We start from the raw sequence: 24,741 nt of genomic DNA, 5'->3' as shown, positions 1-24,741 counted from the left end.
GATCCGAGGATTACCATGAACTTAAACGCCATCTTGGCAGAAGCCCTTCAGGCTGTCGCTGCCGCTCAGGATATCAACGCGCTGGACGACGTGCGTGTTGCATTTATGGGCAAAAAAGGCTCCATTACCGAGCTGCTGAAATCTTTAGGTGCGATGGATGCCGAGCAGCGTAAAGCTGCAGGTCAGCAGATCAATGAATTAAAACAGCAGGTGCAAGACGCGCTGAACCAAAAGCGTGACGCTATGCAGTCGGCCGAACTGGCGGAAAAACTGGCCAAAGAGCAAATTGATGTGACCCTGCCAGGGCGCAGCCTGGAAACCGGTGGTTTGCACCCGGTCACCCGCACCATCCGCCGTATTGAAAGCTTTTTTGGTGAGCTGGGCTTTGAAGTGAAAAAAGGTCCGGAAATCGAAGATGATTTCCATAACTTTGACGCGCTGAATATTCCGGAGCACCATCCGGCCCGTGCTGACCACGACACTTTCTATTTCAATCCGAAACTGATGCTGCGTACCCAGACCTCAGGCGTACAAATTCGCACCATGGAAACTGAACAGCCGCCGCTGCGCATTATTTCGCCAGGCCGGGTTTACCGTAACGATTACGACATGACGCACACGCCAATGTTCCACCAGGTCGAAGGTCTGATGGTGGACAAGCATGTCAGCTTTACCGAACTCAAAGGCATTTTGCACGACTTCCTGCATAACTTTTTTGAAGAAGATTTGCAGATCCGTTTCCGTCCGTCATTTTTCCCGTTCACTGAACCCTCAGCTGAAGTGGATGTAATGGGCAAAAACGGCAAATGGCTGGAGGTGCTGGGCTGCGGTATGGTGCACCCGAACGTGTTGCGCTCTGTTGGCATTGACCCGGAAGTATACAGCGGCTTCGCGTTTGGTATGGGCGTCGAGCGTCTGACCATGCTGCGTTATGGCGTGACCGATTTACGGTCTTTCTTTGAAAACGATTTGCGCTTCTTAAAGCAGTTCAGATAAGCAGGAGCAATACCAATGAAATTCAGCGAATCCTGGTTAAGAGAGTGGGTAAACCCAGCGTTATCCACCCATGAACTGGCGGAACAAATTTCCATGGCCGGTCTGGAAGTGGACGGCATTGACGCCGTTGCTGGCCAGTTCACTGGCGTCGTTGTCGGGCATGTGGTCGAATGTGGCCGTCACCCGGAAGCCGATAAATTACAAGTCACCAAAGTAGATGTGGGCACCGGCGAGCTGCTGGACATCGTCTGTGGCGCAGCCAATTGCCGTCAGGGCCTGAAAGTGGCGGTGGCCACTGTAGGCGCTGTACTGCCGGGTGATTTTAAAATCAAAGCCGCCAAATTACGTGGCCAGCCATCCAACGGCATGTTGTGCTCGCTGCAGGAACTGGGCATGGCCGACAGCTCGGACGGCATTATCGAGTTACCGGCCGACGCACCGCTGGGCAGCACTATCCGCGACTATCTGAAGCTGGATGATGTCAGCATCGAAGTCGACCTGACGCCCAACCGTGCCGACTGTTTAGGCCTGTTAGGCCTGGCCCGCGAAGTGGGGGTGTTGAATCAGCTGGACGTCACAGCGCCGGTGATTGAAGCCGTTGCCGCCACTATCAGCGAACAAAAAGCCATTGTGCTGTCGGCGCCTGAGCATTGCCCACGTTATTTAGGCCGGGTGATCCGCAATATCAACCCGGGTGCGGTCACTCCGCTGTGGATGGTGGAAAAGCTGCGTCGCAGTGGCATCCGCGCTATCGACCCAGTGGTCGACGTCACCAACTTTGTGTTACTGGAATTAGGCCACCCAATGCATGCCTTTGATTTGGATAAAATCGAAGGCGACATTGACGTGCGTCTGGCGAGAGTAGGTGAAACGCTGACCCTGCTGGATGGCAACGAGGTGGCGCTGAAGCCAGACACCCTGCTGATTGCGGACAGCCAAAAAGCGCTGGCGATGGCCGGTGTCTTTGGTGGCCTGCATAGCGGTGTCACTGTGGATACTCAGCACATTTTCCTGGAAAGTGCCTTTTTCAGCCCGGTGAAAATGGCCGGTAAAGCCCGTCAATACGGTTTGCACACTGATGCGTCACACCGTTATGAGCGGGGTGTGGACCCAGAGCTGCAGCGTACCGCGATGGAACGTGCCACCGCCTTGTTACTGCAAATTGTTGGTGGTGAAGCCGGTCCTGTGGTGGAAGCTGTGTCAGAAAGCCACTTGCCAAAAGCGGCGGAAATTACCCTGACGCGCGCCAAGCTGGACAAACTGATCGGTATTCATATTGCCGACGCCACTGTGCTGGATATTTTCCAGCGTCTGGGCCTGAAGGTGACACCAACTGCAGACGGCTGGCAGGCTGTTGCACCGGGTTACCGCTTCGATATGCAGATTGCTGAAGACTTAGTGGAAGAAGTGGCGCGGGTCTATGGTTACAACAACATTCCTAATGTGGCGCCTCAGGCGGCGCTGGCGATGAGCCAGCACCGTGAAGCCCGCATCGATGTGCACAGTCTGCGTGATGTATTGGTCGGCCGTGGTTATCAGGAAGCCATTACGTACAGCTTTGTGGATCCGAAAGTGCAGCAGGTGCTGTTCCCGGCCCAGCAGGCGCTGGTGTTGCCAAACCCAATTTCTGCCGATATGTCGGCAATGCGGTTGAATCTGTGGCCTGGTTTGCTGCAGGCGGCTCTGTATAACCAGAACCGTCAGCAGAACCGTATCCGTTTATTTGAATACGGCCTGAAGTTTATTCCAGACGCGGCCGCAGAGAATGGCGTGCGTCAGGTGGAAGTCATTGGCGGTCTGGTGGTTGGCAGCTATGGCAACGAACATTGGGCTATCACAGAACGGGCAGTGGATTTCTTTGATGCCAAAGGCGATGTCGAAGCCTTACTGAGCTTAACCTCAGCGCCAGGCGAATTCAGTTTCAGCAAAGGGGAACATAGTGCCTTGCATCCGGGCCAGACCGCTCTGGTCAGCCGTAACGGTCAGCCAGTTGGTTTTATCGGGGCTTTACACCCTGAAGCACAGAACAAATTGGGTGTGAAAGGCAAAGCCTACCTGTTTGAGTTGGAATTGACAGCTTTTGGTGATAAACATATTGTTTTAGCTGAAGAATTATCAAAATATCCGGCTAACCGCCGCGATTTGGCGATAGTTGTAAAATCCGATGTGCGTTTTTCAGATATCCTTGCTACTATTAGAAAAGTTAGCGGAAATCAATTAGTTGACCTAAGATTGTTTGACGTCTACACAGGGCAGGGCGTGGCGGAAGGCCACAAGTCACTGGCGGTGGCTTTGACGCTGCAGGACAAAACCCGCACCCTGGAAGATAAAGACATTCAACAGGTGATCACAGCTGTAGTTGACGTGTTAAAAACAGAGTTCAACGCAACGTTGAGGGATTAAGAATGGCGCTTACCAAAGCCGATTTAGCAGAGCGTTTATTTACCAAATTTGGCATCAGCAAGCGCGATTCCAAATTGATCGTCGAATCATTTTTTGAAGAGATCCGGCTCGCACTCGAGTCCGGCGACCAGGTAAAACTGTCCGGTTTTGGTAACTTCGACTTGCGGGTGAAAAACCAACGACCAGGCCGCAACCCGAAAACAGGCGAAGACATTCCTATCTCCGCCCGTTGTGTGGTGACCTTCAGACCAGGCCAGAAACTGAAAAGCCGGGTTGAAGTGGGGACCGCCAAAAAGGCGCACCAATCCAAATAAGAAAAGCAGGCGAAAGCCTGCTTTTTTTTACCCGCGATTTCATCCTGCTTTCAGTTTTCCTGCCGCCAGCGGTGATCCATTGCTTGGTTTTGACCGTAGTCGCTTAAAACAGTGCGAGGTCGTTTATGCGCATCCAGGTTGGGATCAGTGCCTGTGTATTGGGCCAAAAAGTCAGGTTTAATGGCGGCCATAAAGCGCTGCCTTTTGCTACGGATCAATTAAGTCGTTTTGTTGATTTTGTGCCTTATTGTCCTGAGGTTGCGATGGGGATGGGGACACCAAGGGAAACCATTCGTCTGCAACTGGATACTCATCAGCAAATCCGTCTGGTGAGCAGTACCAACGCCGCCATCGATCACACAGAAGCGATGCGCAGCAGCGCGGCCAAGGCGTTGCCTGCTATGGCAGCGCTGTCGGGTTATATTGTCTGCGCCAAATCACCAAGCTGTGGTATGGAGCGGGTGAAGGTGACAGACTCGCATGGCTTTCCCGTTGGTAAACTTGGTGTCGGGCTTTTCACGCAACAGCTGATGCAGCAGTACCCCTGGTTACCAGTGGAAGAAGATGGCCGGCTGCATGACGCCAATTTACGGGAAAACTTTGTGACCCGGGTCTGGGCCTGTCATCAGTACCAACAATTGCTGCAATCGGGATTCAGTGTCGGCAAGCTGGTGGCGTTTCATAGCCGTTATAAGTTTTTGGTAATGGCGCACAGCCCGGTCGCGTACCGCGAGCTTGGTCGCCTGGTGGCGCAGGCGAAGTTATTTTCGCCTGACGAGCTGGCGCTTCGCTATTTGACCGACCTGATGCAGGCACTGAAACAGACGGCCAGCCGCAAGCAGCAGGCCAACGTATTGCAGCACTTACTTGGCTTTTTTAAACACCGTCTGGCGGCTTCTGCCAAACAGGAGTTACTGCACCTGATTGAGCATTACCGCCTTGGGCACTTGCCATTGCTGGCTCCGTTGACCTTGCTCAAGCACCATTTGAACCAGCAGCCTCATGCGTATCTGCAAGCGCAGGTGTACTTTCAGCCTTTTCCTGACGAATTGGGGTTACGCGCCTGATGAATACTGCTGAATTTGTACTGGTCTGGTACCGCAACGATTTGCGCACTTATGACCATCCATCCTTAGTTGCGGCCTGCCAATCCGGTTTGCCGGTGCTGGCGCTCTTTATTGCGACACCGGGCAGCTGGCGGCAGCACCATATGGCGCCTGTCAAACAGGATTTAATCCGCAGACGGGTACGGGCGCTGGAACAGGAGTTGTCCGAACTAAATATTCCGTTGTTGGCGTTGGAGGCGGATGATTATCCGAGCTGCCTGCCTGTTTTTGAACGTTTACTGCGCTCTGGAGTTCAGGCACTTTTTGCCGATATGGATTATGAACTGCGTGAGCAGCAGCGCGACCGCAAAGTGGAAGCGTTGTTTCATCAGAACGGGAAAGCCGTTCACTGGAGTAACAGGCGGGCCTTTATGCCGCCGGGCTCTGTACTGAATAAAAGCGGTGAAATGTACCAGGTGTTTACCCCCTTTAAAAAAGCCTGGCTGCAGCAGCTGGCGGGGCTTGGCGTGCAGGTGGCTAAGCGGCCTGCGCCTCAGCTGGTAGCGCCGCAGGTGCGTATAGATATGCCGGGGATGCGACCGGGCGATGGCAGTTCTCTGGCGTACCCAGTGACTGAGCAGCAGGTGCTGGAGCGGATGCGCCGTTATTGCCAGGCGCAGGTGCAGGACTACCAGCAAAAGCGTGATTTTCCGGCGCTGGATGCCACTTCTGGCTTATCGGCTTATCTGGCCATTGGGGTGATCTCGGTGCATCAGGCGGTGGCCAGGCTGCAGCTGGAACATGGCCAGACACTGAGCCAAAGTGATTCCGGCCCGGCTGTCTGGTTGTCCGAGCTGATTTGGCGTGATTTTTATATACATATTCTGGTGGCGTTTCCGCAGCTGATTAAGCACAAAGCCTTTCAGGCTGAGACCGATCAGATTGTCTGGCCCAATGAGCCACAGCTGTTTCAGGCCTGGTGTGACGGCAAAACCGGCTACCCCATTGTCGATGCAGCGATGCGCCAGCTGAACCAGACGGGCTGGATGCACAACAGACTGCGCATGATAGTGGCCAGTTTCCTGGTAAAAGACCTGCATATCGACTGGCGGTGGGGCGAGCGGTATTTTATGTCCAAATTGATTGACGGTGACTTTGCCGCCAATAATGGCGGCTGGCAGTGGGCCGCGTCGACCGGCACCGATGCTGCACCTTACTTCCGCATTTTTAACCCTGTGACTCAAAGTGAGCGCTTTGACCCAAAAGGTGAATTTATCCGTCGTATGGTGCCAGAACTGGCCGATGTAGCCACAACGCAAATTCACTGGCCTCATCCACTGCCGATCTGGTCTGACTATGTCGCACCCGTGGTGGACCATAGCCAAGCCAGGCTGAGGACATTGGAGCTGTTTAAGGCGGTCAAGCAGCCTTGATTGACGCTTCGGATAAAGTTTTTACTTGCTGAAGACTGAGCTGCCACCTAAGATCGCGCTCCAGTTTGCCGGGAGCCGCCATGAAACTTGAGATGCACGCCTTAATGACAGAACGCCTGAGTCAGGTTTTAGTGCCTGTGCTGAGTCAGCAGCAGCCATTGGACAAAGCACTGGCTGCGCTCTTTGCCACAGAAAAATACTCAGTCAAAGAGCAGGCAAATCAAGTTCAGCTGGCGCAGCAACTGATGCGTGGCTTAAGTCTGTATGAAGCACTGGCTGACTGTCGTTTTGTTGAGCAGCCAGCCAAGGTCTGGGCTGCATTGGCCAGCTGGCACGGCTATTCAGTGTATGGCCAACTGTTGCCTGATCTGACGGAATTACAGGGGAGGGCTGCGGCCTTGCCAGCCCACATTCTGCAGGGCTGCCCGGACTGGCTGGAACAGCTGGGCCAACAGGAACTGGGGGATAGCTGGGCCCTTGAGCGTGAAGCCTTGTGGGCACGGGCGCCGCGTTATATCCGCGCCAACTGGCTGAAAATCAGCACCTCTGAGCTGCAACAGGCATTGCTGGCCGAAGGCATTGAAAGTCGCGTCGTGGCTGGGGTGCCAACAGCATTGGAAATTCTGTCCGACTGCGCCTTGTTTCAAAGCCGCGCTTTTAAGCAAGGCTGGTTTGAACAGCAAGACGCAGGTTCGCAGTGGGTGGCGGACGCTTTGCAGGTCAAACCGGGCAGTCGGGTCATCGATGCCTGTGCTGGTGCTGGCGGCAAAAGTCTGGCGCTGGCGGCTCGTATGGCAGGCAAAGGCCGCTTGCTGGCAATGGATGTCGAGGAGTGGAAACTGGCCACTCTGCAGCAACGGGCGCGGAGGGCTGGGGCGGGCACTATCGAAACCCGGCTGATCAGCTCCAGCAAAACCATTAAACGTTTAGCCGACAAAGCCGACTTTTTGTTGTTGGATGTGCCGTGCAGTGGCAGTGGCGTGTTGCGGCGTAATCCGGATGCCAAATGGCAGGCACCGATGCGTCTGGCTGAACTCAAGGCGTTGCAACGGGATATTTTAAGCCGCTACAGCAAAATGCTGGCCATAGGAGGTGAGTTGCTTTATGCCACCTGTTCCATTTTCCCGTCAGAGAATCAGCACCAGGTGCAGTGGTTTTTACAGCAAAGACCGGACTTTGTGCTGGAACAGGAACAGACTATCAGCCCGGCAGCCACAGGTTTTGACGGTTTCTACTGGGCCAGATTAAGGCGGCAGGCTGTCATCACAGTGTAAAATTTTTTGATTGCGTTCAGTTTTCGCCTCGTCTATAACAGAGCTGTCTGAGTAGTAGAAGAGTCCATGACGACCGTGGCCAGCCAGAAGCCTGAGATCCAAACCCCTGATCCGCTCACCGCCGAGTTGGTGCGGCTGCAGCAGGAAAACCACCATTTGCGGCTGATTAATCAGTTTGCGATTGAACTGCATGATTTATCCAATCCGGATGAAGTGCTGGATTATGCTGCCAAGCAAGTGGTGGCTGGTCTGGGTTTTGTCGACTGTGCTATTTTCATTTTTGATGCGAAAACACAGCTGTTAAAACGCAAAGCGGGCAGTGGCACCCGGGATTTGCCATTACATCTTGGCGTGGCAGAGCTCAGTCTGGACCAAGGCCTGGTCGGTTATGCCGCCCGGCAGAAACAATCCGTACTGGTGAATGACACCCGGCAGGATCCCTATTATGTGCCGGATTATTTCCCCAGTTTGTCTGAGCTGGTGGTGCCAATTCTGGACCAGGGCGAACTGCTTGGTGTGATCGATTGCGAACATTCGCAGCTGGGTTTTTTCCAGAGCGCACATCAGCTGGTGCTGGAAAAAGTGGCGTCCATTCTCGCCAGCAAATTACGCAAGGCACAAATGCTGCAGCGGCTGGAGCAGTCGGTCAGTCAGCTGGAATATGCTGAACGTCTGCAAAAAGCACTGTATCAGATTGCGGCATTTTCCAGTTTTGCCGACGAGTTTTCCGGTTTTTATCAGCGTCTGCACCAGATTGTCAACTCGTTGATCTATGCGCCGAACTTTTACATTGCCTTGTATGACGATGCGACTGAGTTGCTGCATTTCCCTTATTTTGCGGACACTGAAGACGACGAAATTGACCCCAACCAGGCCTTTGGTAAAGACGTGCTTGAGCACAGTCTGACCGGTTATGTGTTCAGAACCAACCAGGCGCTTTTGATCGATAAAGCACAAATGCTGGCGTTTGACCGCGCGCATCAGATCCGTATTTATGGCTCAGTACCAGAGTGCTGGCTGGGGGTGCCTTTTGTCGGCAGTGACACCATCCGTGGGGTGGTGGTGGTGCAAAGTTATATGCCACATATCCATTATTCAGAGCGGGATCTGGAGCTGCTGACTTTTGTCTCCCAACATATTTCCAATGCACTGGAACGGGTTTTCTCAGAAAAAAGGCTGCAGCATCAGGCGTTGCACGACGCCTTAACAGGCTTACCAAACCGCAGTTTATTGCTGGACAGGATTGAACAGGCCTTTAAGCGGATGCAGAGGTTCCCGGTCAATCAACTGGCGGTGATGTATCTGGATTTAGACAGATTTAAAGCTGTCAATGACAGTCTGGGCCACCCGGTGGGCGATGCCTTTTTAATCGAAGTGGGCCGGCTGCTGAAGAACTGTATGCGTCAGTCCGACACGCTGGCCAGGCTGGGAGGCGACGAATTTGCCGTAGTGCTGGAAGATGTCGGTTCGGTGCAGGATGTCACCGAAGTGGCTCAGCGTATCTGCGACAGTTTGCAGCAGCCTATCCTGGTGGCCGGGCATTTATTGCAAAGCTCCTGCAGTATTGGCATCGCGCTGACCAACGCCAGGGAAGGTTTAACCGGGGCAGGGGAACTGATCCGCCGTGCCGATATTGCGATGTACCAGGCGAAGCAGGATGGCCGGGGGGTATTCCGGCTGTATCAGGACCATATGGGGCGGCAGGACAGTGAAGAATTCCAGCTGGACCAGGACATTAAAACAGCCTTAGCGCAGCAGCAGTTTGAACTGCATTATCAGCCGATTTTTGCACTGGACAATCTGACATTGCAGGGATTTGAAGCTTTGATCCGTTGGCCGCACCCGCAAAAGGGGTGGGTAGCACCAGACCAGTTTATTCCTTTTGCCGAACAACAGGGGCTGATTAGCCGCATAGACCGCTATGTGCTGCAAAAGGCCGTGGCGCAGTTACGGGCCTGGCAGGTGGACTGGCCTGCCCATTGTTATATCAGTGTCAATGTGTCGGGCTCGGCCTTTTCTGAACCGAATTTTGCAGCAGAGCTGTTGGAGCTGATTGCCTGTGCCCAGGTGGATCCGTGCTGGCTGGCGATAGAAATTACCGAGCGGGCGCTGATTGAAAATATCGGTCAGGCCCGTACCTCACTCAAAGAGCTGCGTGCGGCTGGCGTGAAGGTGCTGCTGGATGACTTTGGCACCGGTTACTCCAGCCTGAGTTACCTGAACGAATTTAAGCTGGATGTGCTGAAAATTGACCGGTCTTTTATTGCCAGTATTAAACCAAAGATCCAGGACAATCCGGTAATTAATACCGTCATCGCTCTGGCCAAAACCCTGGATTTACAGGTGGTGGCCGAAGGCATTGAAAGCCAAAACCAGTGTGAACTGTTGAAACTGCTGGGTTGCGATGCAGGCCAGGGCTATTGGTTTTCGCGCCCTGTGCCTGCTGCCGAGGCGATACGCTGGTTAAGTTAAGGCGATCTGATCGGCTTCAATGCGGATGGCGCCTGCCTTGTACAAAGCGCCAATGGCCTGCTTAAACACTTTTTTACTGACCCCAAACTCGGCGGCAATTTGCTCCGGGCTGCTTTTATCGGACAGTGGCAATGTGCCACCGGCCTTCTGCAGCTTCGCCAGAATTACATCGGTCAGTTGCTGGGTTTTTTCATAACCCGGCTTATCCAGTAACAAATCAATTTTGCCGTCGTCACGCAATTTCTGTACATAAGCTGTGCCTTTGTACCCTATACGCAGCGGTTTAAACACCTGGTTGTTGTACAGAAGACCCCAGTGCTGATGATCGATCACCACTTTGTACCCCAGGTCGGTGCGGGCGGCCACGATAAAACTGACGGCTTGGCCTGCCTGGTACCGGGCAGGTTCTTTACCGATAAATTTATCCAGTTTGGTGGAGGCGACAATACGATTACTGCGGTCAACATAGCAGTACACCAGGGCCCATTTATCGGTTTGCAGTGGCAGGTTTTGTTCACTGAACGGCACCAATAAATCTTTTTTCAGGCCCCAGTTTAAAAAGGCCCCGACTTTGGTGCTGGCGACCACTTTCAGCTGCGCCACCTGTCCGACCCTTATCAAGGGCGTTTCTGTGGTGGCAATCAGCTGGTCTTCCGAATCCAGGTATAAAAATACTTCCAGCTCATCACCCACAGCGGCGCCTGTTGGCACATAGCGCTTGGGCAATAAAATATCGCCCCAGCTCAGGCCATCCAGATAGAGACCAAAATCGACCAGCTTTTTTACCGTTAAGCGGTTTAAAGTACCCAGGGCTAACATTCGGCCTCCCAAATAAAAAGTTCGTTACGGGCGGCTTTCACCCGGCTGAGGGCCAGTTGTTCGGTGCGAACGCTGGTACCGAACCAGATCTGGCCTTCGTTAATAGTGCATTGCAGCTGCATGGTGCGGTCACAAAAACTCTGCAGCAGCGCCAGATGTTCCGGGCTGATGGCAAAAATGCTCAGGTTGTCCAAAGCCTGCAGCGCTTTCTGTTCGCTTTGGTACCATTTACTGACCGCAGTGCCGCCATACGCCAGCAATAATACCTGATTGGCTTTGTGGCTGGCTTTACGCAAACGCCGCTCTTCCGGCAGCCCCAGTTCAATCCACAGCTGGCACTGGCCGTCCAGGCCTGTTATCGCCAGCGCTGCTTCATCGTCGTCTGAGATGCCTTTGCCAAACTGCAGCTGTTCGTCGGCACAGAGGGCAAACGCCAGCAGGCGCAACATCAGCCGCTCTTCGGTTTCGGACGGATGACGGGCCAGAGTCAGCTGGTAATCCTGATAATGGTGCCGGCTTAAATCCGACACCTGTAATTGTGCTTTGTGTACTGTCGCCTTGAGCGCCATAAATGATTGCTTGCCGGAAAAAATGGCCGTTAGTGTACCTGCTTTACCGGCACAATTCAGCTGTTGTGGTGAAAGCTGTGCTTTAATGGCATAAATTCCGGATGGTAACCGCACGTCAGAACAGGTGAAAGCGATGGGATTGGATTGCCGCGATTGGCTGGATGTTAAAGAATACGAGTTTCTGCTGAACTATTTTATCCGGCGCCAGCGTGAGTCTGGCCTGGCGTCACTGGATGAACCGCTGAGTTATGACGGCTATTCGGCCTACGATCAACTGGCCGGGCGTTTAATGCACGAGGCCCGGCTGGCGTTTGTTGAGACCTTTGGCAAAGCGGCACCGGCGCTGGCTTACACCAATTTATTCCATTTAGCCGAACTGGAACTTCAGGGCCGGCGCAGCCCCTTGCTGCAGGCACCCCGCAGTATCAACTAAAAAAATGCCCTGTTGATCAGGGCGCTTTAATCCGCTTCAGGGCGTCGGTCAGCATAGGTAAATCCATTTTTTCATTCAGTGGCACCAGGGTACCGGCAGACCAGACGCCATAACTGCCATCATCCCGTACTACAGTCATTTTGTCTTTTTTAAAGCTGATCAACTGATGCTTGGTCAGGTTCAGTTTTGGCAAGCTTGACGGTTCCTGCAGCGCATCACCTGGCCAGTTACTGCGACAGCCCACACTCAATAACAGGCTTGGCAACAAATCCAGATGTTGAGTCACGGCCTGTTGTTTTTTGTCAGGCCAACCCGGCCAGCGTACCAGTAATGGCGCAGGGGCAAGCACCAGTTGCTGATGGCTGGCGGTCAGTGCCAGCACCAGCGCCGCTTCGTCGCTGTGCAGTAACTGTTGCAATTGCTCTGGCTGTTCGACAAACAGCAGTTCTGACTGTTCTGCCGCTGAGGAGCCTGTTAACCAGCCCAATTCGGCTGGCCAGTGGCCGGTTTTTCCTATCTGGATTTCCTGTTGTTGTGTCAGCCAGGCAGGGGCCTGCTGCAGCAGGCTCAGATTGTCGGCCAGTTCCAGTTGGCCATACACCAGGTTTAACAGTGCAAGCTGTGGGTCTACCGGCGCAAAATGCTGGTCGCTGCTCGCAAAGCCCTGGTGTTGTAAAGCCAGTTGCAGCTCCTTGTCGAGCGTGGGCACCACATAAATCCGGAAAGCCGCAGGGGCACTGAGTTGGCAGCTTAACGGCTGCAGGGATTGCCAGCTGCTTTGCGTCTGCAGCTGATCGGCTTTATCCTGTTTCAGTTGCTGCAGGTCCAGCAAATCATAACGGGCTAAAAAGGTATTGGCGGTGGCCGGGTAAGTCAGCGGCAGCACATTGTCCTGTTTGGTCACATCAAATTTCAGCTGGGCGTCGGCCCAGATATGCAGGCTGTGGCTGAAGACAAAACTGCCTAAAAACAGGGCGAGCAAAGGGCGGCCAAAACCCGAGTGCTGCAGGCGTTGTACTTTTTTCCAGCAAAAATTGGACAGCGTCAGTTCAATTGCCAGCAGCAGTGCTGCCACGGCGGCGGTGATCAGCACAAAGTTACGGGAATTGGTCACGACTTGTTGGCGCAGCAGCTCAATGGTTTGTTCACTGGAGGCACTGCCAACATGGTATCCCAGGCTTTGATACACATAGGCATCAAAAATCAGCAGCACCAGGCCCGCTGTGGCCAGCACGGCGGCGATACCACGCACATGGCGCTGGTACGGAAACACCAGGCTGATAGGAAAGATGCTCAGGATAAAAAATAAAAAACACAAAAAAGCAGTGTGTCCCAACCAGTTGCTGACCAGATACAGCCAGCCCGCTGCAGTGAGCGGCAGCGGTTCCGCCAGCCAGAAGGCACTGGTGACCCCAAGCGCCAGCAGGGTATTAAAGAAGGTGAACCAATGGCCCCAGTTCAGTAAGCGGTTGACTTTACTGACCAGCGACAGGTTTTGTTCCAGCACCATATTAAGACGACTTCGGGCCTGACACAGCGTCGAGCAGCGCCTGACCAAACTGACGGGCGACGTCAGAGCGTTGCGCGGCAGGAACATGGGTATTGATGATATGGCTGATGCTGTTACCCAGACACATCAGACTCAGCTCTGTGGTGGCCTGCTGCTGGCGTAATTCATCCAATAAGGCGTTGACGATTTTTTCAATCTGGTCTGTGGAATACTTTGATACAATCGGCATGTTTATCTCTTGCTTAAAACACCGGTTAACAGCCGGGAATACTAGCAGAATTACCGCTGAACAGGAAAACTTATGTCCGTCGATGTCCTTCATTTGGCTATCAATTTTATTCAGAGTCAGGAAAATGACCAGCTTAAGGCGCATTTTCGTCAGGCGCTGGTGCCGGTTTCGGCCGAAGTAGCGCATTTAATCGAGCAGTTGCATCTGGCCTACAATGGTAAGCCAGCCAAAGGCTATGCAAGCTTCCACCCTGAGCAGCAAAGCCGTCTGGCGGAGCCGCTGGAACGCTGGCAGCAGCAGGAGTTGTCTTATCTGCAACTGGCCGAACATGCCACGCAGGAGCTGGTACTGCAGCTGGTACAGCATCAGATCCCAGAGTCGGGTTATTTTGTATTCTGCCATTACCGCTACCTGGCCAGTGAATACCTGCTGGTCACCTTGCTGGGCAGCAAGGACCATTTCAGTGTCACCGCCGATTTGCAGCTGTCGACCGACCGCCACCTGGATATTGCCCGTATGCAGCTGGCGGCACGGCTGGACCTGACTGAATACCAAAGCAGCCCGGAGCAGCAGAAATACATTTCCTTTATCCGCGGCCGGGCCGGACGCAAAGTGGCCGATTTCTTCCTCGACTTTTTAGGCTGTGAAGAAGGCATAGTCGCCAAAGATCAAAGCAAAATGGTACTGGCGTCGGTGGAAGAGTACCTGGCCGCCAGCGATTACGATGCCAGCGAAAAAACCGATGTGCGCAAGCAGGTGTACCAGTACTGCGAAGAGCAGGCCAAAGCAGGTCTGGATGTGCATCTGGATGAGCTGTCCAGCACCATCGACAGCAATGATGCCCGTGCATTCAGCCATTATTGCGCTGAACAGAATATTGCCGTGCCTGAACAGTTCCCTGTGGATGTAAAAGAGCTGAAAACCCTGGTGAAGTTCGCAGGCAGCGGTGGAGGTGTCAGCATCAGTTTTGAGCAAAAACATCTGGGGGAGCGGGTGAAATACGATATGGACCGTGACCTGCTGATTATTCAGGGGGTGCCACCCAACCTGAAAGATCAGCTGCAGCGTTTTTTAAAAGGTTTTTCCAGCTTTGATCGTCAAACCGATGAAACCTGAAAGCTGCTGACTGGCAAGGCACTTCAATCCGGCAGTATGAGCTGCCAGATTGAAGTCAATCAGCCAGCTGATGTTCCGCTTTTTCAAATTCAAACTGCTGCAACAGTGCGGCTCTTGACTTCCACTTGATTTGCTCCGTCTTTGCCAGGGCCTGCACTTGAAACTGACGGCTCTGTTTCAGTACTGTCTTTCTGTTGGTTTGCCTGGGGTCGTCCTCTGTGAGGCCACATCAGGAGCTTTAATTCTTGCTGCTGCGCGCTCATAGTGCCGGTTTTCCCTGATTGGGGTTGGTTTCCCGACGTAAATTTACGATCTTTTTACTGCAGGGGCTGTGGGTTTGACAGTCTTTTTGCAGGCAACTTTTTTATCATTTCAGCCGTGTTCATAACGGATAAGACATGATGTTCAGACGAATCAAACCCATTGCTGTGTGTCAGCACCACAGTGCTCAAGGGCCAGCGTATTTGCAGCAGTATCTGGAATGGTGTGATTGCCCTTATCAGTTGTTCAGGGTTGACCAAGGGGAGATGCCGCCACAAAGCTGCAAGGATTTCAGTGCCTTGGTGGTATTGGGCTCCGATCGCAGTGTCAATGATAACCAGCCCTGGATCCGAAAAGAGCTGCAGCTGGTAAAAGACGCTCTGGAGCGCCAAAAGCCGGTGCTTGGGCATTGTTTCGGCGGGCAGTTACTGGCGAAGGCGCTGGGCGCGTCAGTACGGCCCAATGCGGTGCCTCAAATAGGGTGGGATAAAGTTAGAGTGACTGCCTATGCTCAGGCAAAATGCCTGCTCAGGGCTGAACAGGACGTGCTGATGTTTCATTGGCACTTTGAAACCTTTCAAATTCCCGCAGGGGCCAGACGGCTGTTATTTGGTCAGTATTGCCTGAACAAAGGCTTTGTCTGCGGCCCGCATCTGGGGTTGCAGTCCCATCTGGAAGTGACAGCGGACAGTATCCGGCAGTGGTGCCTTCAGGATGAAGCGGTTTTGCAGCGGTATCAGCATTTACCGTCGGTGCAGTCTGTCAGTCAAATCCAGCACCAGTTGGAACAAAAAGTTGCTCAGTTGCATCACAGTGCCAACCAGATTTATCACAGCTGGTTACGGCATCTGCCTGGCATGGCTGGTTTGCCTCTGCCGCTGGTGGGGTAATGCAAAGCTGCGGTTAATCGGTGCCCGAGCCGCCCTGATCGGAGCCCGCTGAGTCTGTCTCGGTTGGGCTCGCGTCCGTTTTTTTCTGGCTGGCGACAGGCGTGACTGCGCTGGTTAGCGCTGTACCTGTGGTGGCGCCGTCCTGGTTTTTGTCCCGTTGCGCCTGGTGCTGCCGCCACTTTTCATCCTGAGCTTTGTTGGTTCGTAATAGCCAAAGGTTGCCTATGACTATTCCCAGCACCAGCACCAATACCCACCAGAAGGTTAGGGTCATCACGACTCCTGACAAATGCGTTTGACATAACGCTGCATCAGTTCGGGCAATAATGCAAGCAGCAGTGGCTGATCCGCCAATTCGCTTTGTTCTATCGCTTGCTGCAGCATCCAGAGTTCAAAAGCATTCAGCAAAGGAACAGCTTCAGGCGCATAACTCAGATGCCAGAGTTCCTGCGCCACGCCTCCGGTGTCGTGCCGGTAAGGGCGGAAAAAACCAAAGTCAGCCGCATGCTGTTCCAGCCATAGATGCAGTGGGTAAAAAGGGCCGCCACTGTTGTATTCCGCATCCAGCAGCTGCACCTGATAATCGGCCGGTACAGCGGCTTTATCATACAGATCAAAGTCGGTGCCCCAATGATGGCGGCTGGCGCCAGGCAGGGCAGAATACAACAGAATGGCGCGGATTTTCGCTTCAGCATCCAGCCTGGCCACATCGAGCTGTTGCTGCTGTTTGTCAAACACAGGGCGGTGGCCCTGGTATTTTGCCTGCCAAATCCGTTGCTGCTGAGCAAAAGAGCGGTACGAGGACAGCAGCGCCAGTTCAATGCCGTCCGCCGCTGCGGCCTGCCGCATTTCCAGAAAAGCCTGAGCTGTGGCTGCTGTTAACCTGTGCCGTTCGTCCAGGCTCTGCAGGTGGCGTTCATCGCGACCGGTCAGCTGCAGCGCCAGCACTGTCTGGGTATCCCACTGAAAACTGCCGGAAGTCTGGTTCATCAGGCTGCCACCAGTTGTTCCAGGATCAGCTCGTACATCTGCGCCAGTAACTCCAGGTCGTCCACCCGCACGCACTCATCAATTTTATGAATGGTGCCGTTGCAGGGGCCCAGCTCCAGCACCTGAGCGCCGGTTGGTGCAATAAAGCGGCCATCCGAAGTGCCCCCCGTGGTTTCCAGTGAGGTGGCTATGCCCTGTACGTGCTCCACGGCCTTGACGGCGGCGGCAACCAGCGCACCACTGTCGGTTAAAAAGGGCAGACCGTTCAGCACCCAGTTCAGCTCGTACTTCAGCTGGTGTTTGTCCAGAATAGCCAGTACCCGTTGCTGCAGCTGCTCTGCAGTCACTTCGGTGCTGTAACGGAAATTAAAAGTCAGGCTGACTTCGCCTGGCACCACATTGGTCGCACCGGTGCCAGCGTGCATATTGGAAATTTGGAAACTGGTGGCCGGAAAAAACGCATTGCCCTGATCCCATTCTGTTATGGCCAGTTCGGACAAAGCCGGTGCGGCTTTGTGGATAGGGTTGTCCACCAGATGCGGATAGGCCACATGGCCCTGAATTCCTTTGACGGTCAGGTACCCGGTCAGAGAGCCACGGCGGCCGTTTTTAATCACATCGCCCAGAGTGTGACTGCTGGAGGGTTCACCCACCAGGCACCAGGTTATTTTTTCCTGACGCGCTTCCAGCACTTCAACCACCCGCTTGGTGCCGTTGATAAAAGGGCCTTCTTCGTCGCTGGTGATCAAAAAGGCGATATCGGCTTTCAGCTCCTGATGTTTACTTAAAAAACGCTCAGTGGCCACCACCATAGCGGCCAGACTGCCTTTCATATCGGCGGCACCTCGGCCATAGAGGTAACCATCGCGGATTTGCGGTGCAAAAGGCGGGCTGCTCCATTGCTCCAGAGGCCCTGTGGGCACCACATCGGTGTGACCGGCAAAACAGAACAGTGGTTTGCCGGTGCCTCGCCGGGCCCAGAGGTTCAGCGTGTCTTCAAAGAACATCGATTCAATGGAAAAACCTACGGCTTTTAACCGGTCGGCCATCAGTTGCTGGCAGCCTGCATCTTCAGGTGTGACGGAAGGGCGGCGGATCAGTTCTTCAGTTAAGGCTAAAACTTCATTGTGCATACAGCCTCCTAGTTCGCCGCAACAGCAGTGAAAAAGTCCTGATACGAGGCTTCAGAGAAGCCGAGTAAATAACGGCCCTGATGCAGCAGCACAGGTCGTTTAATCAGCGCAGGCTGAGCCAGCATCAGTTGTTTGGCTTTCTGCTCTGTCATATCGGCTTTGTCGCTGTCGGGCAGTGCTCTGTAGGTGGTGCCCCTGGTATTTAGCAGTGCCTGCCAGCCCAGCTGCTGACAAAAGCTGTCGAGCAACTCTGCGGTCAGGCCTTGCGCACGGTAATCCCAAAACTGATAAGGCCGCTGGTTTTTTTCCAGGCTGGCGCGGGCTTTTTTGATGGTGTCACAGTTTTTGATGCCATACAGCAGAATCATGCAGTTGTATCCTTTTAAGAACTCAGCTCCAGCGCCAGCAAATCATCAGAAAAAGCCCGATGATAGCCGGCGCGGCAATAAATCCGGTTGATTTTAGGGTGAGGATGCAACTTCAGCATCACCCCCAGAGGTGTGTTGCCTTGCGCCAGAAAACCAAGGTCAAATTGAGCAATCAGCTGGCCTGCGCTGACCGATGTCTGCTCCGGCACCGCCCAGACGAATCCCTGGCCCAGCTGCTGTGCGGTGTGATGAGGAAAATCAAGTTGCATCACCAGGCCGCTGCTATGACGCCAGCATAACTGTTGGCCTGTTGCGTTGCAGCGGCTGAACCGGGCAGAAAAAGGCGCCAGGATCTGGTTATCCCTGAGTTCCAGCCATAAACCATCACCGGCCAGCCCGCTGGCAAAGAGCGATGGTGTTTCTGCGGTGCATGGTCCGGCATGCCCATGCACCGGGCTTTTCAGACGCAGAGATAAAGAGCTGTCTAACGCTGAAACCCATTGGATCCGACTGAACAAAGGCTGGTCTTACCCACACGACTAAACATGGTTTCAGATAGTAGCGAAAAATAACACCGGGTGAAATACACCTGCGGCAAAAGAGTCACTTGATGAAGATTGATTAAAATCTAGGGTTCGTTGGTTATTTGGAATAAAGAAGGTGAAAATAGATGTTAATTTTAGTGGGAAATTCAGCGGAGCTAAGGGATTACTGTATTTGGGTTGTCCACAGAATCTGTGGATAACTTTGTGTGTTATTCTGTTTATCTTTGTTAACTTAATGAATTTTAAATAATTTAATCGATGGCACAAATTTTGTTTAATGACATTTGTAAGTAAATTAAATGAAAGGTCGAAGAAAAGCATCTTTTTTGCCCAGAACTGAAATGAAATCGCTTCCAGAGGGCGCTAATGAATGTTTCATTTATGTTAGAAACCGGCTTGCGGCAGGGAAAAGTAAAAAAATCAGCGCAAAAGCATTGAGTTTTGGTGAGTTTTCACCGATATAGATAAGGTATACATCCTGAACGGTGCCGGTCTGAGCTGCTCAGCCGTCTTCATTCCCAGCCTTAAGCGGAGAACTTGCCATGTCGTTCTGGTTAATGACCTGCAAAAATGGTTACCTGTACAGCAAAGAATGGCCACTGAGCGCTGAGCTCAATGCAATTTTTGTTGAAAATAAGGTGATTAAACTGACCTTATTTGCTCAAAAAGTCTGCCCGGTCGTGGCAGTCTGCGGGGCCTGGGTGCAATACAGCCAGTTGGGCGCTGCCCAGCTGCCGATGATCCTGACCCTGATGCTGGCCATTCTTTCTATGCCTCTGCAAGGCTTCTATTGGCTTGGCAAACGTGCACAAACCCGGCTTCCGCCATCGTTATCTCATTGGTATCATCAGGTCCGGCAAAAAATGCAGGAATCCGGGCTTGAACCCAAAACCCAGCAGGGACAGCCCAGCTACTTTGACCTGGCGCGTTTATTGAAACAGGCCTTTGCTCAGCTGGACAGTACCTTTATCCGGCAGTGGTTATAACCTTACTTCGGGTCCAGGTACTGGCGCTGCGAGAAGGTTTTCACCCATTCTGGTTTGTAAATCACAAAGAGTGTCATCGCCATGCCATTGAGCAACGCCTCAGGTAAGGCCGCCAGAGGAATAAACAGAAGGTAACTTTCAGTCAGTTGCGCTGAGCTGTACTGCTGCCAGAATGGCAAGGCTTTAAGCAGTAAAAATACGGAAAGCGCCAGAGCGCTGTTTAAAAAGGCGGCCACAAATAAATAGACAAATAAATGCCTGGGCAGGGACTGATAGACCCACCAGACCAGCAAGGCGTTTAGCCACAAGGTCCAAAAGGCGCAGCACAGCACCCAGAGGCTGTGCTCCGGGCTCCACCCCAACTGCAGGTACCCCAAACCACAGACCAGAGTCGCCAGCAGGCTGGCGAGTCTCAGGCCAAACAGCAGTAAGGCTGTTGTCAGGCCAAGAAAATGCACCGACAGTGGCTGCAACACTGCTGCGTCCGTCTGCCATAACAACGCCAGAACACAGCAACAGGCGCCATAAAGTGGCCAGGGCGGATGAGTTTGTCTGAGCTCTCGCCAGAATGCCTTGTCCAGCCAGAGTAAGACTCCGGCCAGCAAAGTCAGGGCGGTGAACAGTAGCATTAATCCAGCTTAAAGCTGGACCAGACGGGCGCGTGGTCGGAAGGCCGGTCTGAACCACGAATTTCATAATCGATATCCGATTCGACACACAAGGCCGCCAAAGGCGGTGTGGCCATCACCACATCAATGCGCAGGCCTCTGTTGTCATCAAAACCTTTGGATCGGTAATCAAACCAGCTGTAACGTGCGGTAGCGTCCGGATGCAAAGCCCGGAAGGTATCCACCAGACCCCAGGCTTTCAGTTTGCCCAGCATTTCGCGCTCTTCCGGCAAAAAGGAGCATTTGCCCTCTTTTAACCAGCGTTTGGCGTTGCTCTCACCAATACCAATGTCCAGATCCAGCGGGGAGATGTTGATATCCCCAATCACCGCTATCCACTCGTCGGGGCTATGATGATTTTCCAGGTACTGCATCAGGTCGGCGTAAAATTTTTGTTTGGCCGGAAACTTGGTTTCATGGCTGCGGTTTTCGCCCTGTGGAAAATAGCCGTTTAGTAAGGTCAGGGTTTTGCCATTAGCCAGCTTAAATTTGCCAATCAGCATCCGGCGCTGCGCATCCGGGGCGTCAGTTGGGAAGCCATACAACATGGATTCGGCAGGCAGCTTGCTCAGCACTGCCACGCCGTAATGGCCCTTTTGACCAAAATAATACAGCTGGTAGCCAAATTTCAGCATCTCCTCCAGCGGAAATTCATCGTCGTGCACTTTGATTTCCTGCAAACCAACAAAATCAGGCTGATGTTTGGCCAGCAGGGCTTCGAGCTGATGGGGGCGGGCGCGCAGGCCGTTAATGTTAAACGAGATTATTTTCATAGACAGATCAACCCAATAAGGACTAAGGGACGCGTCAGGCCATACTAGCATTTTGTCGGCGGCCGCGAAAACTGCAGTTGCACTCACGCCGCTGAGCTTTTAAGCTCTGCCGGTCGAATTTAAGGGTGAAAGTTAGGTGGCCGTACCCGCTTACCAGTTACGTTATTCTGCCAGACGTCGCACTTTGCAATTGCAGATTAAAGCAGGCCAGCTGTGGGTGGCTGCACCTGTTGGCCTGTCTGTGCGTCAGATCGAAGCTTTTATTCAGCAAAAGTCAGCCTGGGTGGAGCAGCATTTATCAGCGCCTTTGCCGCAAGTTCCTGATTGGCTTGGTCTGGGGGAATTGCCTTATCTGGGGCGCCGGTTGCAGCTTAAAGTGGTGATAGACGTCCTGAATGCCTGGACCCTGGAAGGGGATACCCTGTGGCTGCAGCTGAGTAGCCGCAATAAAGCCGTTAACCAGCGACGCTGGATGCAACAACTGGTGCAGCAGTTTTATGCATCTGAAACTGAGCTCTGGTTTAATACCCAGGCGCCTGGACTGGCGGCGGCGATGGGGTTGCGTTATCAGGCCATACAAAGCGGCGACTTTAAACGCAAATGGGGCAGTTGCAACAGCAAAGGCGAGCTGCAGTTTAACTGGCGGCTGATGATGGCCCCACCATGGATTTGCACTTACTTGCTGGTGCACGAACTGGCCCACCTGCAGCATATGAACCACAGCCCGGATTTCTGGCAACTGGTGGCAGCCCATAACGCGGATGCCAAAAAAGCCAGGTTGTGGCTCAGGCAGAACCAGCATTGGATGCAGCTGATATAAAGCCCGAAAAAAAAGAGAGCCGGCATTATGCCGGCTAAAAATACTGCTTAGGGAGAAATGAAATCCAGATACTGGCTCTGACTCTGCTGTATCGAAAAAATTCCGCCGCTGCCAACAAATAGTTGCATTTGATCAGGCTACCCCTTGTGATCATCTTTTCGGCACCGGGCTTTTCTGCTTTAATCCGGCGTTTTGAATACAAACCAGAGGCGCGCAGCGCCCTTTATCAACAGTGGACCAAGGTATGACACATCCATTACGTCTGCAGCAGCTGGCCAAGCTGGTGGACTTAACCCGTTTAAATGAGCAAGACAATGAAACTGCGGTGATGCAATGGTTAGAGGCGCAGTTGGCGGCACAAGGGGCAGTGCAGCCCGCCGCGGTTTGTGTGTACCCTGCTTATATTGGCGTGGTGCGTCAGTTGTTACAGCAATACGGTGCCGGTTGTGCTGTCGCCACAGTGGTCAATTTTCCATCAGGCGACCAGCCGGTTGAACAGGTGCGACAAGAGATCCGAGCCGCCATTGCCGCAGGTGCGGATGAAATCGATTGTGTGTTGCCGTACCGGCAATTGCTGAAAGGTCAGTTGGAGGATGTGCGTGGATTTTTGCAGCAGGTCCGTGCAGAGTGTGGTGATGTGCTGCTGAAAATTATTATTGAAAGTGGTGAGCTGGCGACGGCACAGCAGGTGTGCAAAGCCACTGAACTGGTGATCGACAGTGGCGCTGATTTTGTGAAATCTTCCACTGGTAAAGTACCAGTCGGTGTGACCGAAGATGCCGCCCGTATTATGTTAACAGCCATAGCGGCGGCTGACCGTGTCGTGGGTTTTAAAGCGTCCGGCGGTGTGCGCACCATTGAATTTGCTGAGCGGCTGCTGGGCCTGTACGAAGAGCTGACCGGTCAGCTGGCGACTGCAGCCACTATGCGCATAGGAGCCAGCGCTTTGCTGCAGGATATTCAGCAGGCGCTGGACTATTGAGGGAACCAAGGCAGCTTCTTCAACGGAAGCTGCGTTTTTCTTCTTTGAGCTTATTAAACTGATTCAGTAACTCGGTGTAGCGTTCTTTATGATGTTCCGGCAGCGGCATGTTGTCGACTATCCTGAAAGTTTTCCGGCATTTCTCTACTAAATCAATGGGTTTCTTCAGCTTTGGATCGGCCATCATCTGAATGCCGGTCTGGATCAGATTCAAGGCACTGCCCGTGTTCATCGGGGCCACATCCAGTGCCTGTTCAAACAGCTGCAGTGCCAGACTGTAGTTGCCTTCCTTGTAACTTTGAATACCTCGTTTGTTCAGTTCCTGGAACTGAACGCGGCGTTGCTCCACCCGTTGTTGCTGTTCATCAAAGAGTTTCTGCAGCACAGGGTCGACCACGCCACTGAAACTTTGCAGGCGTTCAGTCAGAGCCAGTGCCTGTTCGTATTCACCTATCTGGTTTAACAACAAAATGGCGTCAGCCGTGCTGTGTGGTGGCGGGGGCAACTCGTCTGGTTGCTCAGGGTCGGCTTCAGCTGTTAACTGAGCTTCAACCCGGTCTGCAACTTCTGCGTAGGTTTTTTTGGCCAGGTACTGCTGACCACTTAACGACTCCAGCCGCGCCTGGCACAAGCTCTCAAACAGCTCAAAATCAAAATCCCGGATCACGGTGTCTTCGCGTTTTGCTCTGTGCAGGGCCAATAAAGCTTCTTGCTGGTACTTATTCCGTTGGGTCGTTTCTTCACTGCGGGTGGCAGCGTCTATGACGGTGCGGATATAGTTCAGCAGGTGGATCACTTCCTGCCGGGCGGCCCGCCGGGTGATTTCGTAAATCTGCTTGCTCGCCATCACCAGGCTGGGCAGATCGCTGAGTTCACGGGCGACATCCATCAACAGGTTCTGCCGGCTGACGGAAAAAGGGGAAATAGTGACGGCATGAGTCACGATGGCCATGGCTTCTTCCAACTGGCCCTGAGCAATCAGGTTACGGGCTTTTAAATCCATGGCTTCGGCGAAAAACCGGTTGGTGTCTATGGCTTCGTTACAGAACTCCAGGCTTTCTTCATAGCGTTTCTGTTCAAAACAGAGGCGGGCTTGTAATAACAAGGCCCAGTTCAGCCGGTTAAAGGTCAGCACTTCGGATAACAGGGCTTCCGCGTCAGCGTATTGCTGCAGTTTCAGATGCGTTTCCGCCTGAATGCGGGTGCACAGGCTCTGATAACGGCTGCCAGCTGCCCGTTCCTGTTTACAGGCTTCAATGACCAGTTCGGGTTGTTCGTCATGCATAGCCTGATAAATAGGGGCCAGCTGAGCTTTACGGTTCTGGATTTTCTGCAAACGGGTGCGCAACACGCTTTGAGAAAAGGGTTTAATGATGTAATCATCAGGTTCAATTTCAACAGCACCTATCACCATAGGCACATGATTTTCGCCTGTGACAATCATGTAAATGGCGGCAGGGTGCAGTAACTTTTTTTCCCGCAAATCTTCCAGTAACTGCCGGCCGTTTTTTCCGGAGCCCAGATTGTAATCGACAAAAAGCACATCAAAAGGAATATGGCTGCATTTGCTCAACGCCTGTTCGCCGGTCTGAACAAAGGCAATATTGGTAGCCCCCATCGAATACAAAATACCTTTGAGCAACAGCTGGAAAGGGCGTTGGTCATCAACAATCAGAACCCGAAGATTTTCCAGAGTTTTATACGGCATTCA

25 protein-coding genes are annotated in these 24,741 nt (G+C 53.0%); 13 read left to right on the top strand and 12 right to left on the bottom strand.

From position 1 onward, the window contains the following. Positions 1 to 15: 15 nt before the first annotated feature. From pheS to WKJ03_RS01080, 7 genes are all read left to right on the top strand, one after another. Complete coding sequence (gene pheS / locus WKJ03_RS01110) at positions 16 to 996, top strand: phenylalanine--tRNA ligase subunit alpha (RefSeq protein WP_337840310.1); 981 nt, start codon at positions 16 to 18, stop codon at positions 994 to 996. 15 nt (positions 997 to 1,011) lie between these two features. After that, positions 1,012 to 3,399, top strand: coding sequence for a phenylalanine--tRNA ligase subunit beta (pheT, locus tag WKJ03_RS01105; protein WP_337840309.1), 2,388 nt, complete (start codon positions 1,012 to 1,014; stop codon positions 3,397 to 3,399). A 2-nt stretch (positions 3,400 to 3,401) separates the two neighbouring features. Beyond that, positions 3,402 to 3,713 (top strand): integration host factor subunit alpha, encoded by a 312-nt coding sequence (locus WKJ03_RS01100; RefSeq protein WP_337840308.1) that lies wholly within the window; start codon positions 3,402 to 3,404, stop codon positions 3,711 to 3,713. Positions 3,714 to 3,838: 125 nt separating this feature from the next. Beyond that, on the top strand, positions 3,839 to 4,780 hold the full coding sequence (locus WKJ03_RS01095; RefSeq protein WP_337840307.1) for a DUF523 and DUF1722 domain-containing protein: 942 nt from the start codon (positions 3,839 to 3,841) through the stop codon (positions 4,778 to 4,780). Next, positions 4,780 to 6,192: a deoxyribodipyrimidine photo-lyase gene (gene phrB / locus WKJ03_RS01090; RefSeq protein WP_337840306.1), complete on the top strand. Its 1,413-nt coding sequence runs from the start codon at positions 4,780 to 4,782 to the stop codon at positions 6,190 to 6,192. The genes WKJ03_RS01095 and phrB overlap by 1 nt, the downstream gene beginning before the upstream one ends. Before the next feature lie 80 nt (positions 6,193 to 6,272). Next, positions 6,273 to 7,466: an RsmB/NOP family class I SAM-dependent RNA methyltransferase gene (locus WKJ03_RS01085; protein WP_337840305.1), complete on the top strand. Its 1,194-nt coding sequence runs from the start codon at positions 6,273 to 6,275 to the stop codon at positions 7,464 to 7,466. Positions 7,467 to 7,532: 66 nt separating this feature from the next. Further along, positions 7,533 to 9,938 (top strand): EAL domain-containing protein, encoded by a 2,406-nt coding sequence (locus WKJ03_RS01080; RefSeq protein WP_337840304.1) that lies wholly within the window; start codon positions 7,533 to 7,535, stop codon positions 9,936 to 9,938. Here the strand turns inward: WKJ03_RS01080 and WKJ03_RS01075 are convergent. Both WKJ03_RS01075 and WKJ03_RS01070 read right to left on the bottom strand, forming a co-directional pair. Then, on the bottom strand, positions 9,930 to 10,757 hold the full coding sequence (locus WKJ03_RS01075; RefSeq protein WP_337840303.1) for a S1-like domain-containing RNA-binding protein: 828 nt from the start codon (positions 10,755 to 10,757) through the stop codon (positions 9,930 to 9,932). The two genes, WKJ03_RS01080 and WKJ03_RS01075, sit on opposite strands and share 9 nt — an antisense overlap. Then, positions 10,751 to 11,440 (bottom strand): YaeQ family protein, encoded by a 690-nt coding sequence (locus WKJ03_RS01070; protein WP_337840302.1) that lies wholly within the window; start codon positions 11,438 to 11,440, stop codon positions 10,751 to 10,753. Before WKJ03_RS01070 ends, WKJ03_RS01075 begins: the two co-directional genes overlap by 7 nt. 19 nt (positions 11,441 to 11,459) lie before the next feature. On the opposite strand from WKJ03_RS01070, the gene WKJ03_RS01065 reads away from it, so the two are divergent. Beyond that, positions 11,460 to 11,759: a hypothetical protein gene (locus WKJ03_RS01065; protein WP_337840301.1), complete on the top strand. Its 300-nt coding sequence runs from the start codon at positions 11,460 to 11,462 to the stop codon at positions 11,757 to 11,759. Positions 11,760 to 11,775: 16 nt separating this feature from the next. Here WKJ03_RS01065 and WKJ03_RS01060 read toward each other — a convergent pair whose 3' ends face one another. Continuing rightward, positions 11,776 to 13,269, bottom strand: coding sequence for a DUF3413 domain-containing protein (locus tag WKJ03_RS01060; protein WP_337840300.1), 1,494 nt, complete (start codon positions 13,267 to 13,269; stop codon positions 11,776 to 11,778). A gap of 1 nt (position 13,270) precedes the next feature. Further along, entirely contained in the window at positions 13,271 to 13,498 is a 228-nt protein-coding gene (locus WKJ03_RS01055; protein ID WP_337840299.1) for a DUF1414 domain-containing protein, read from the bottom strand. 72 nt (positions 13,499 to 13,570) lie between these two features. Here WKJ03_RS01055 and yejK point away from each other — a divergent pair, with 72 nt between their 5' ends. Together yejK and WKJ03_RS01045 are read left to right on the top strand one after the other, a co-directional pair. Then, positions 13,571 to 14,614: a nucleoid-associated protein YejK gene (yejK, locus tag WKJ03_RS01050; protein ID WP_337840298.1), complete on the top strand. Its 1,044-nt coding sequence runs from the start codon at positions 13,571 to 13,573 to the stop codon at positions 14,612 to 14,614. A gap of 398 nt (positions 14,615 to 15,012) precedes the next feature. Then, positions 15,013 to 15,765, top strand: coding sequence for a type 1 glutamine amidotransferase (locus tag WKJ03_RS01045; protein WP_337840297.1), 753 nt, complete (start codon positions 15,013 to 15,015; stop codon positions 15,763 to 15,765). 13 nt (positions 15,766 to 15,778) lie between these two features. On the opposite strand, the gene WKJ03_RS01040 is transcribed toward WKJ03_RS01045, so the two are convergent. From WKJ03_RS01040 to WKJ03_RS01020, 5 genes are read right to left on the bottom strand one after another with little or no spacing between them, the layout of a single operon-like run. Continuing rightward, the gene (locus WKJ03_RS01040) at positions 15,779 to 16,039 is read right to left on the bottom strand and encodes a DUF2897 family protein (RefSeq protein WP_337840296.1); all 261 of its coding nucleotides are present in this window, start codon (positions 16,037 to 16,039) and stop codon (positions 15,779 to 15,781) included. Then, complete coding sequence (locus WKJ03_RS01035) at positions 16,039 to 16,755, bottom strand: M15 family metallopeptidase (protein ID WP_337840295.1); 717 nt, start codon at positions 16,753 to 16,755, stop codon at positions 16,039 to 16,041. The genes WKJ03_RS01040 and WKJ03_RS01035 overlap by 1 nt, the downstream gene beginning before the upstream one ends. Then, on the bottom strand, positions 16,755 to 17,888 hold the full coding sequence (gene dapE, locus WKJ03_RS01030; RefSeq protein WP_337840294.1) for a succinyl-diaminopimelate desuccinylase: 1,134 nt from the start codon (positions 17,886 to 17,888) through the stop codon (positions 16,755 to 16,757). The genes WKJ03_RS01035 and dapE overlap by 1 nt, the downstream gene beginning before the upstream one ends. A gap of 8 nt (positions 17,889 to 17,896) precedes the next feature. Beyond that, the gene (locus WKJ03_RS01025) at positions 17,897 to 18,256 is read right to left on the bottom strand and encodes an ArsC family reductase (RefSeq protein ID WP_337840293.1); all 360 of its coding nucleotides are present in this window, start codon (positions 18,254 to 18,256) and stop codon (positions 17,897 to 17,899) included. Between the two features lie 14 nt (positions 18,257 to 18,270). Then, complete coding sequence (locus WKJ03_RS01020; RefSeq protein ID WP_337840292.1) at positions 18,271 to 18,774, bottom strand: PTS glucose transporter subunit IIA; 504 nt, start codon at positions 18,772 to 18,774, stop codon at positions 18,271 to 18,273. 569 nt (positions 18,775 to 19,343) lie between these two features. Here WKJ03_RS01020 and yfbV point away from each other — a divergent pair. Beyond that, positions 19,344 to 19,787, top strand: coding sequence for a terminus macrodomain insulation protein YfbV (gene yfbV, locus WKJ03_RS01015; RefSeq protein WP_337840291.1), 444 nt, complete (start codon positions 19,344 to 19,346; stop codon positions 19,785 to 19,787). Positions 19,788 to 19,789: 2 nt separating this feature from the next. Here yfbV and WKJ03_RS01010 read toward each other — a convergent pair whose 3' ends face one another. Both WKJ03_RS01010 and xthA read right to left on the bottom strand, forming a co-directional pair. After that, positions 19,790 to 20,416, bottom strand: a complete 627-nt coding sequence (locus WKJ03_RS01010; RefSeq protein WP_337840290.1) for an energy-coupling factor ABC transporter permease — start codon at positions 20,414 to 20,416, stop codon at positions 19,790 to 19,792. Then, entirely contained in the window at positions 20,416 to 21,228 is an 813-nt protein-coding gene (xthA, locus tag WKJ03_RS01005; RefSeq protein ID WP_337840289.1) for an exodeoxyribonuclease III, read from the bottom strand. The genes WKJ03_RS01010 and xthA overlap by 1 nt, the downstream gene beginning before the upstream one ends. Before the next feature lie 136 nt (positions 21,229 to 21,364). Here xthA and WKJ03_RS01000 point away from each other — a divergent pair, with 136 nt between their 5' ends. Beyond that, complete coding sequence (locus WKJ03_RS01000) at positions 21,365 to 22,048, top strand: SprT family zinc-dependent metalloprotease (RefSeq protein WP_337840288.1); 684 nt, start codon at positions 21,365 to 21,367, stop codon at positions 22,046 to 22,048. Between the two features lie 244 nt (positions 22,049 to 22,292). Next, the gene (gene deoC / locus WKJ03_RS00995; protein WP_337840287.1) at positions 22,293 to 23,030 is read left to right on the top strand and encodes a deoxyribose-phosphate aldolase; all 738 of its coding nucleotides are present in this window, start codon (positions 22,293 to 22,295) and stop codon (positions 23,028 to 23,030) included. 19 nt (positions 23,031 to 23,049) lie between these two features. On the opposite strand, the gene WKJ03_RS00990 is transcribed toward deoC, so the two are convergent. Then, the gene (locus WKJ03_RS00990; protein ID WP_337840286.1) at positions 23,050 to 24,738 is read right to left on the bottom strand and encodes a response regulator; all 1,689 of its coding nucleotides are present in this window, start codon (positions 24,736 to 24,738) and stop codon (positions 23,050 to 23,052) included. Positions 24,739 to 24,741 lie beyond the last annotated feature (3 nt).

The sequence above is a fragment of the Rheinheimera sp. genome, assembly GCF_037442525.1.
Taxonomy (GTDB): domain Bacteria; phylum Pseudomonadota; class Gammaproteobacteria; order Enterobacterales; family Alteromonadaceae; genus Pararheinheimera.
Note: the sequence above shows the minus strand (reverse complement) of the source record. Positions and strands in the feature narration are given on the sequence as shown.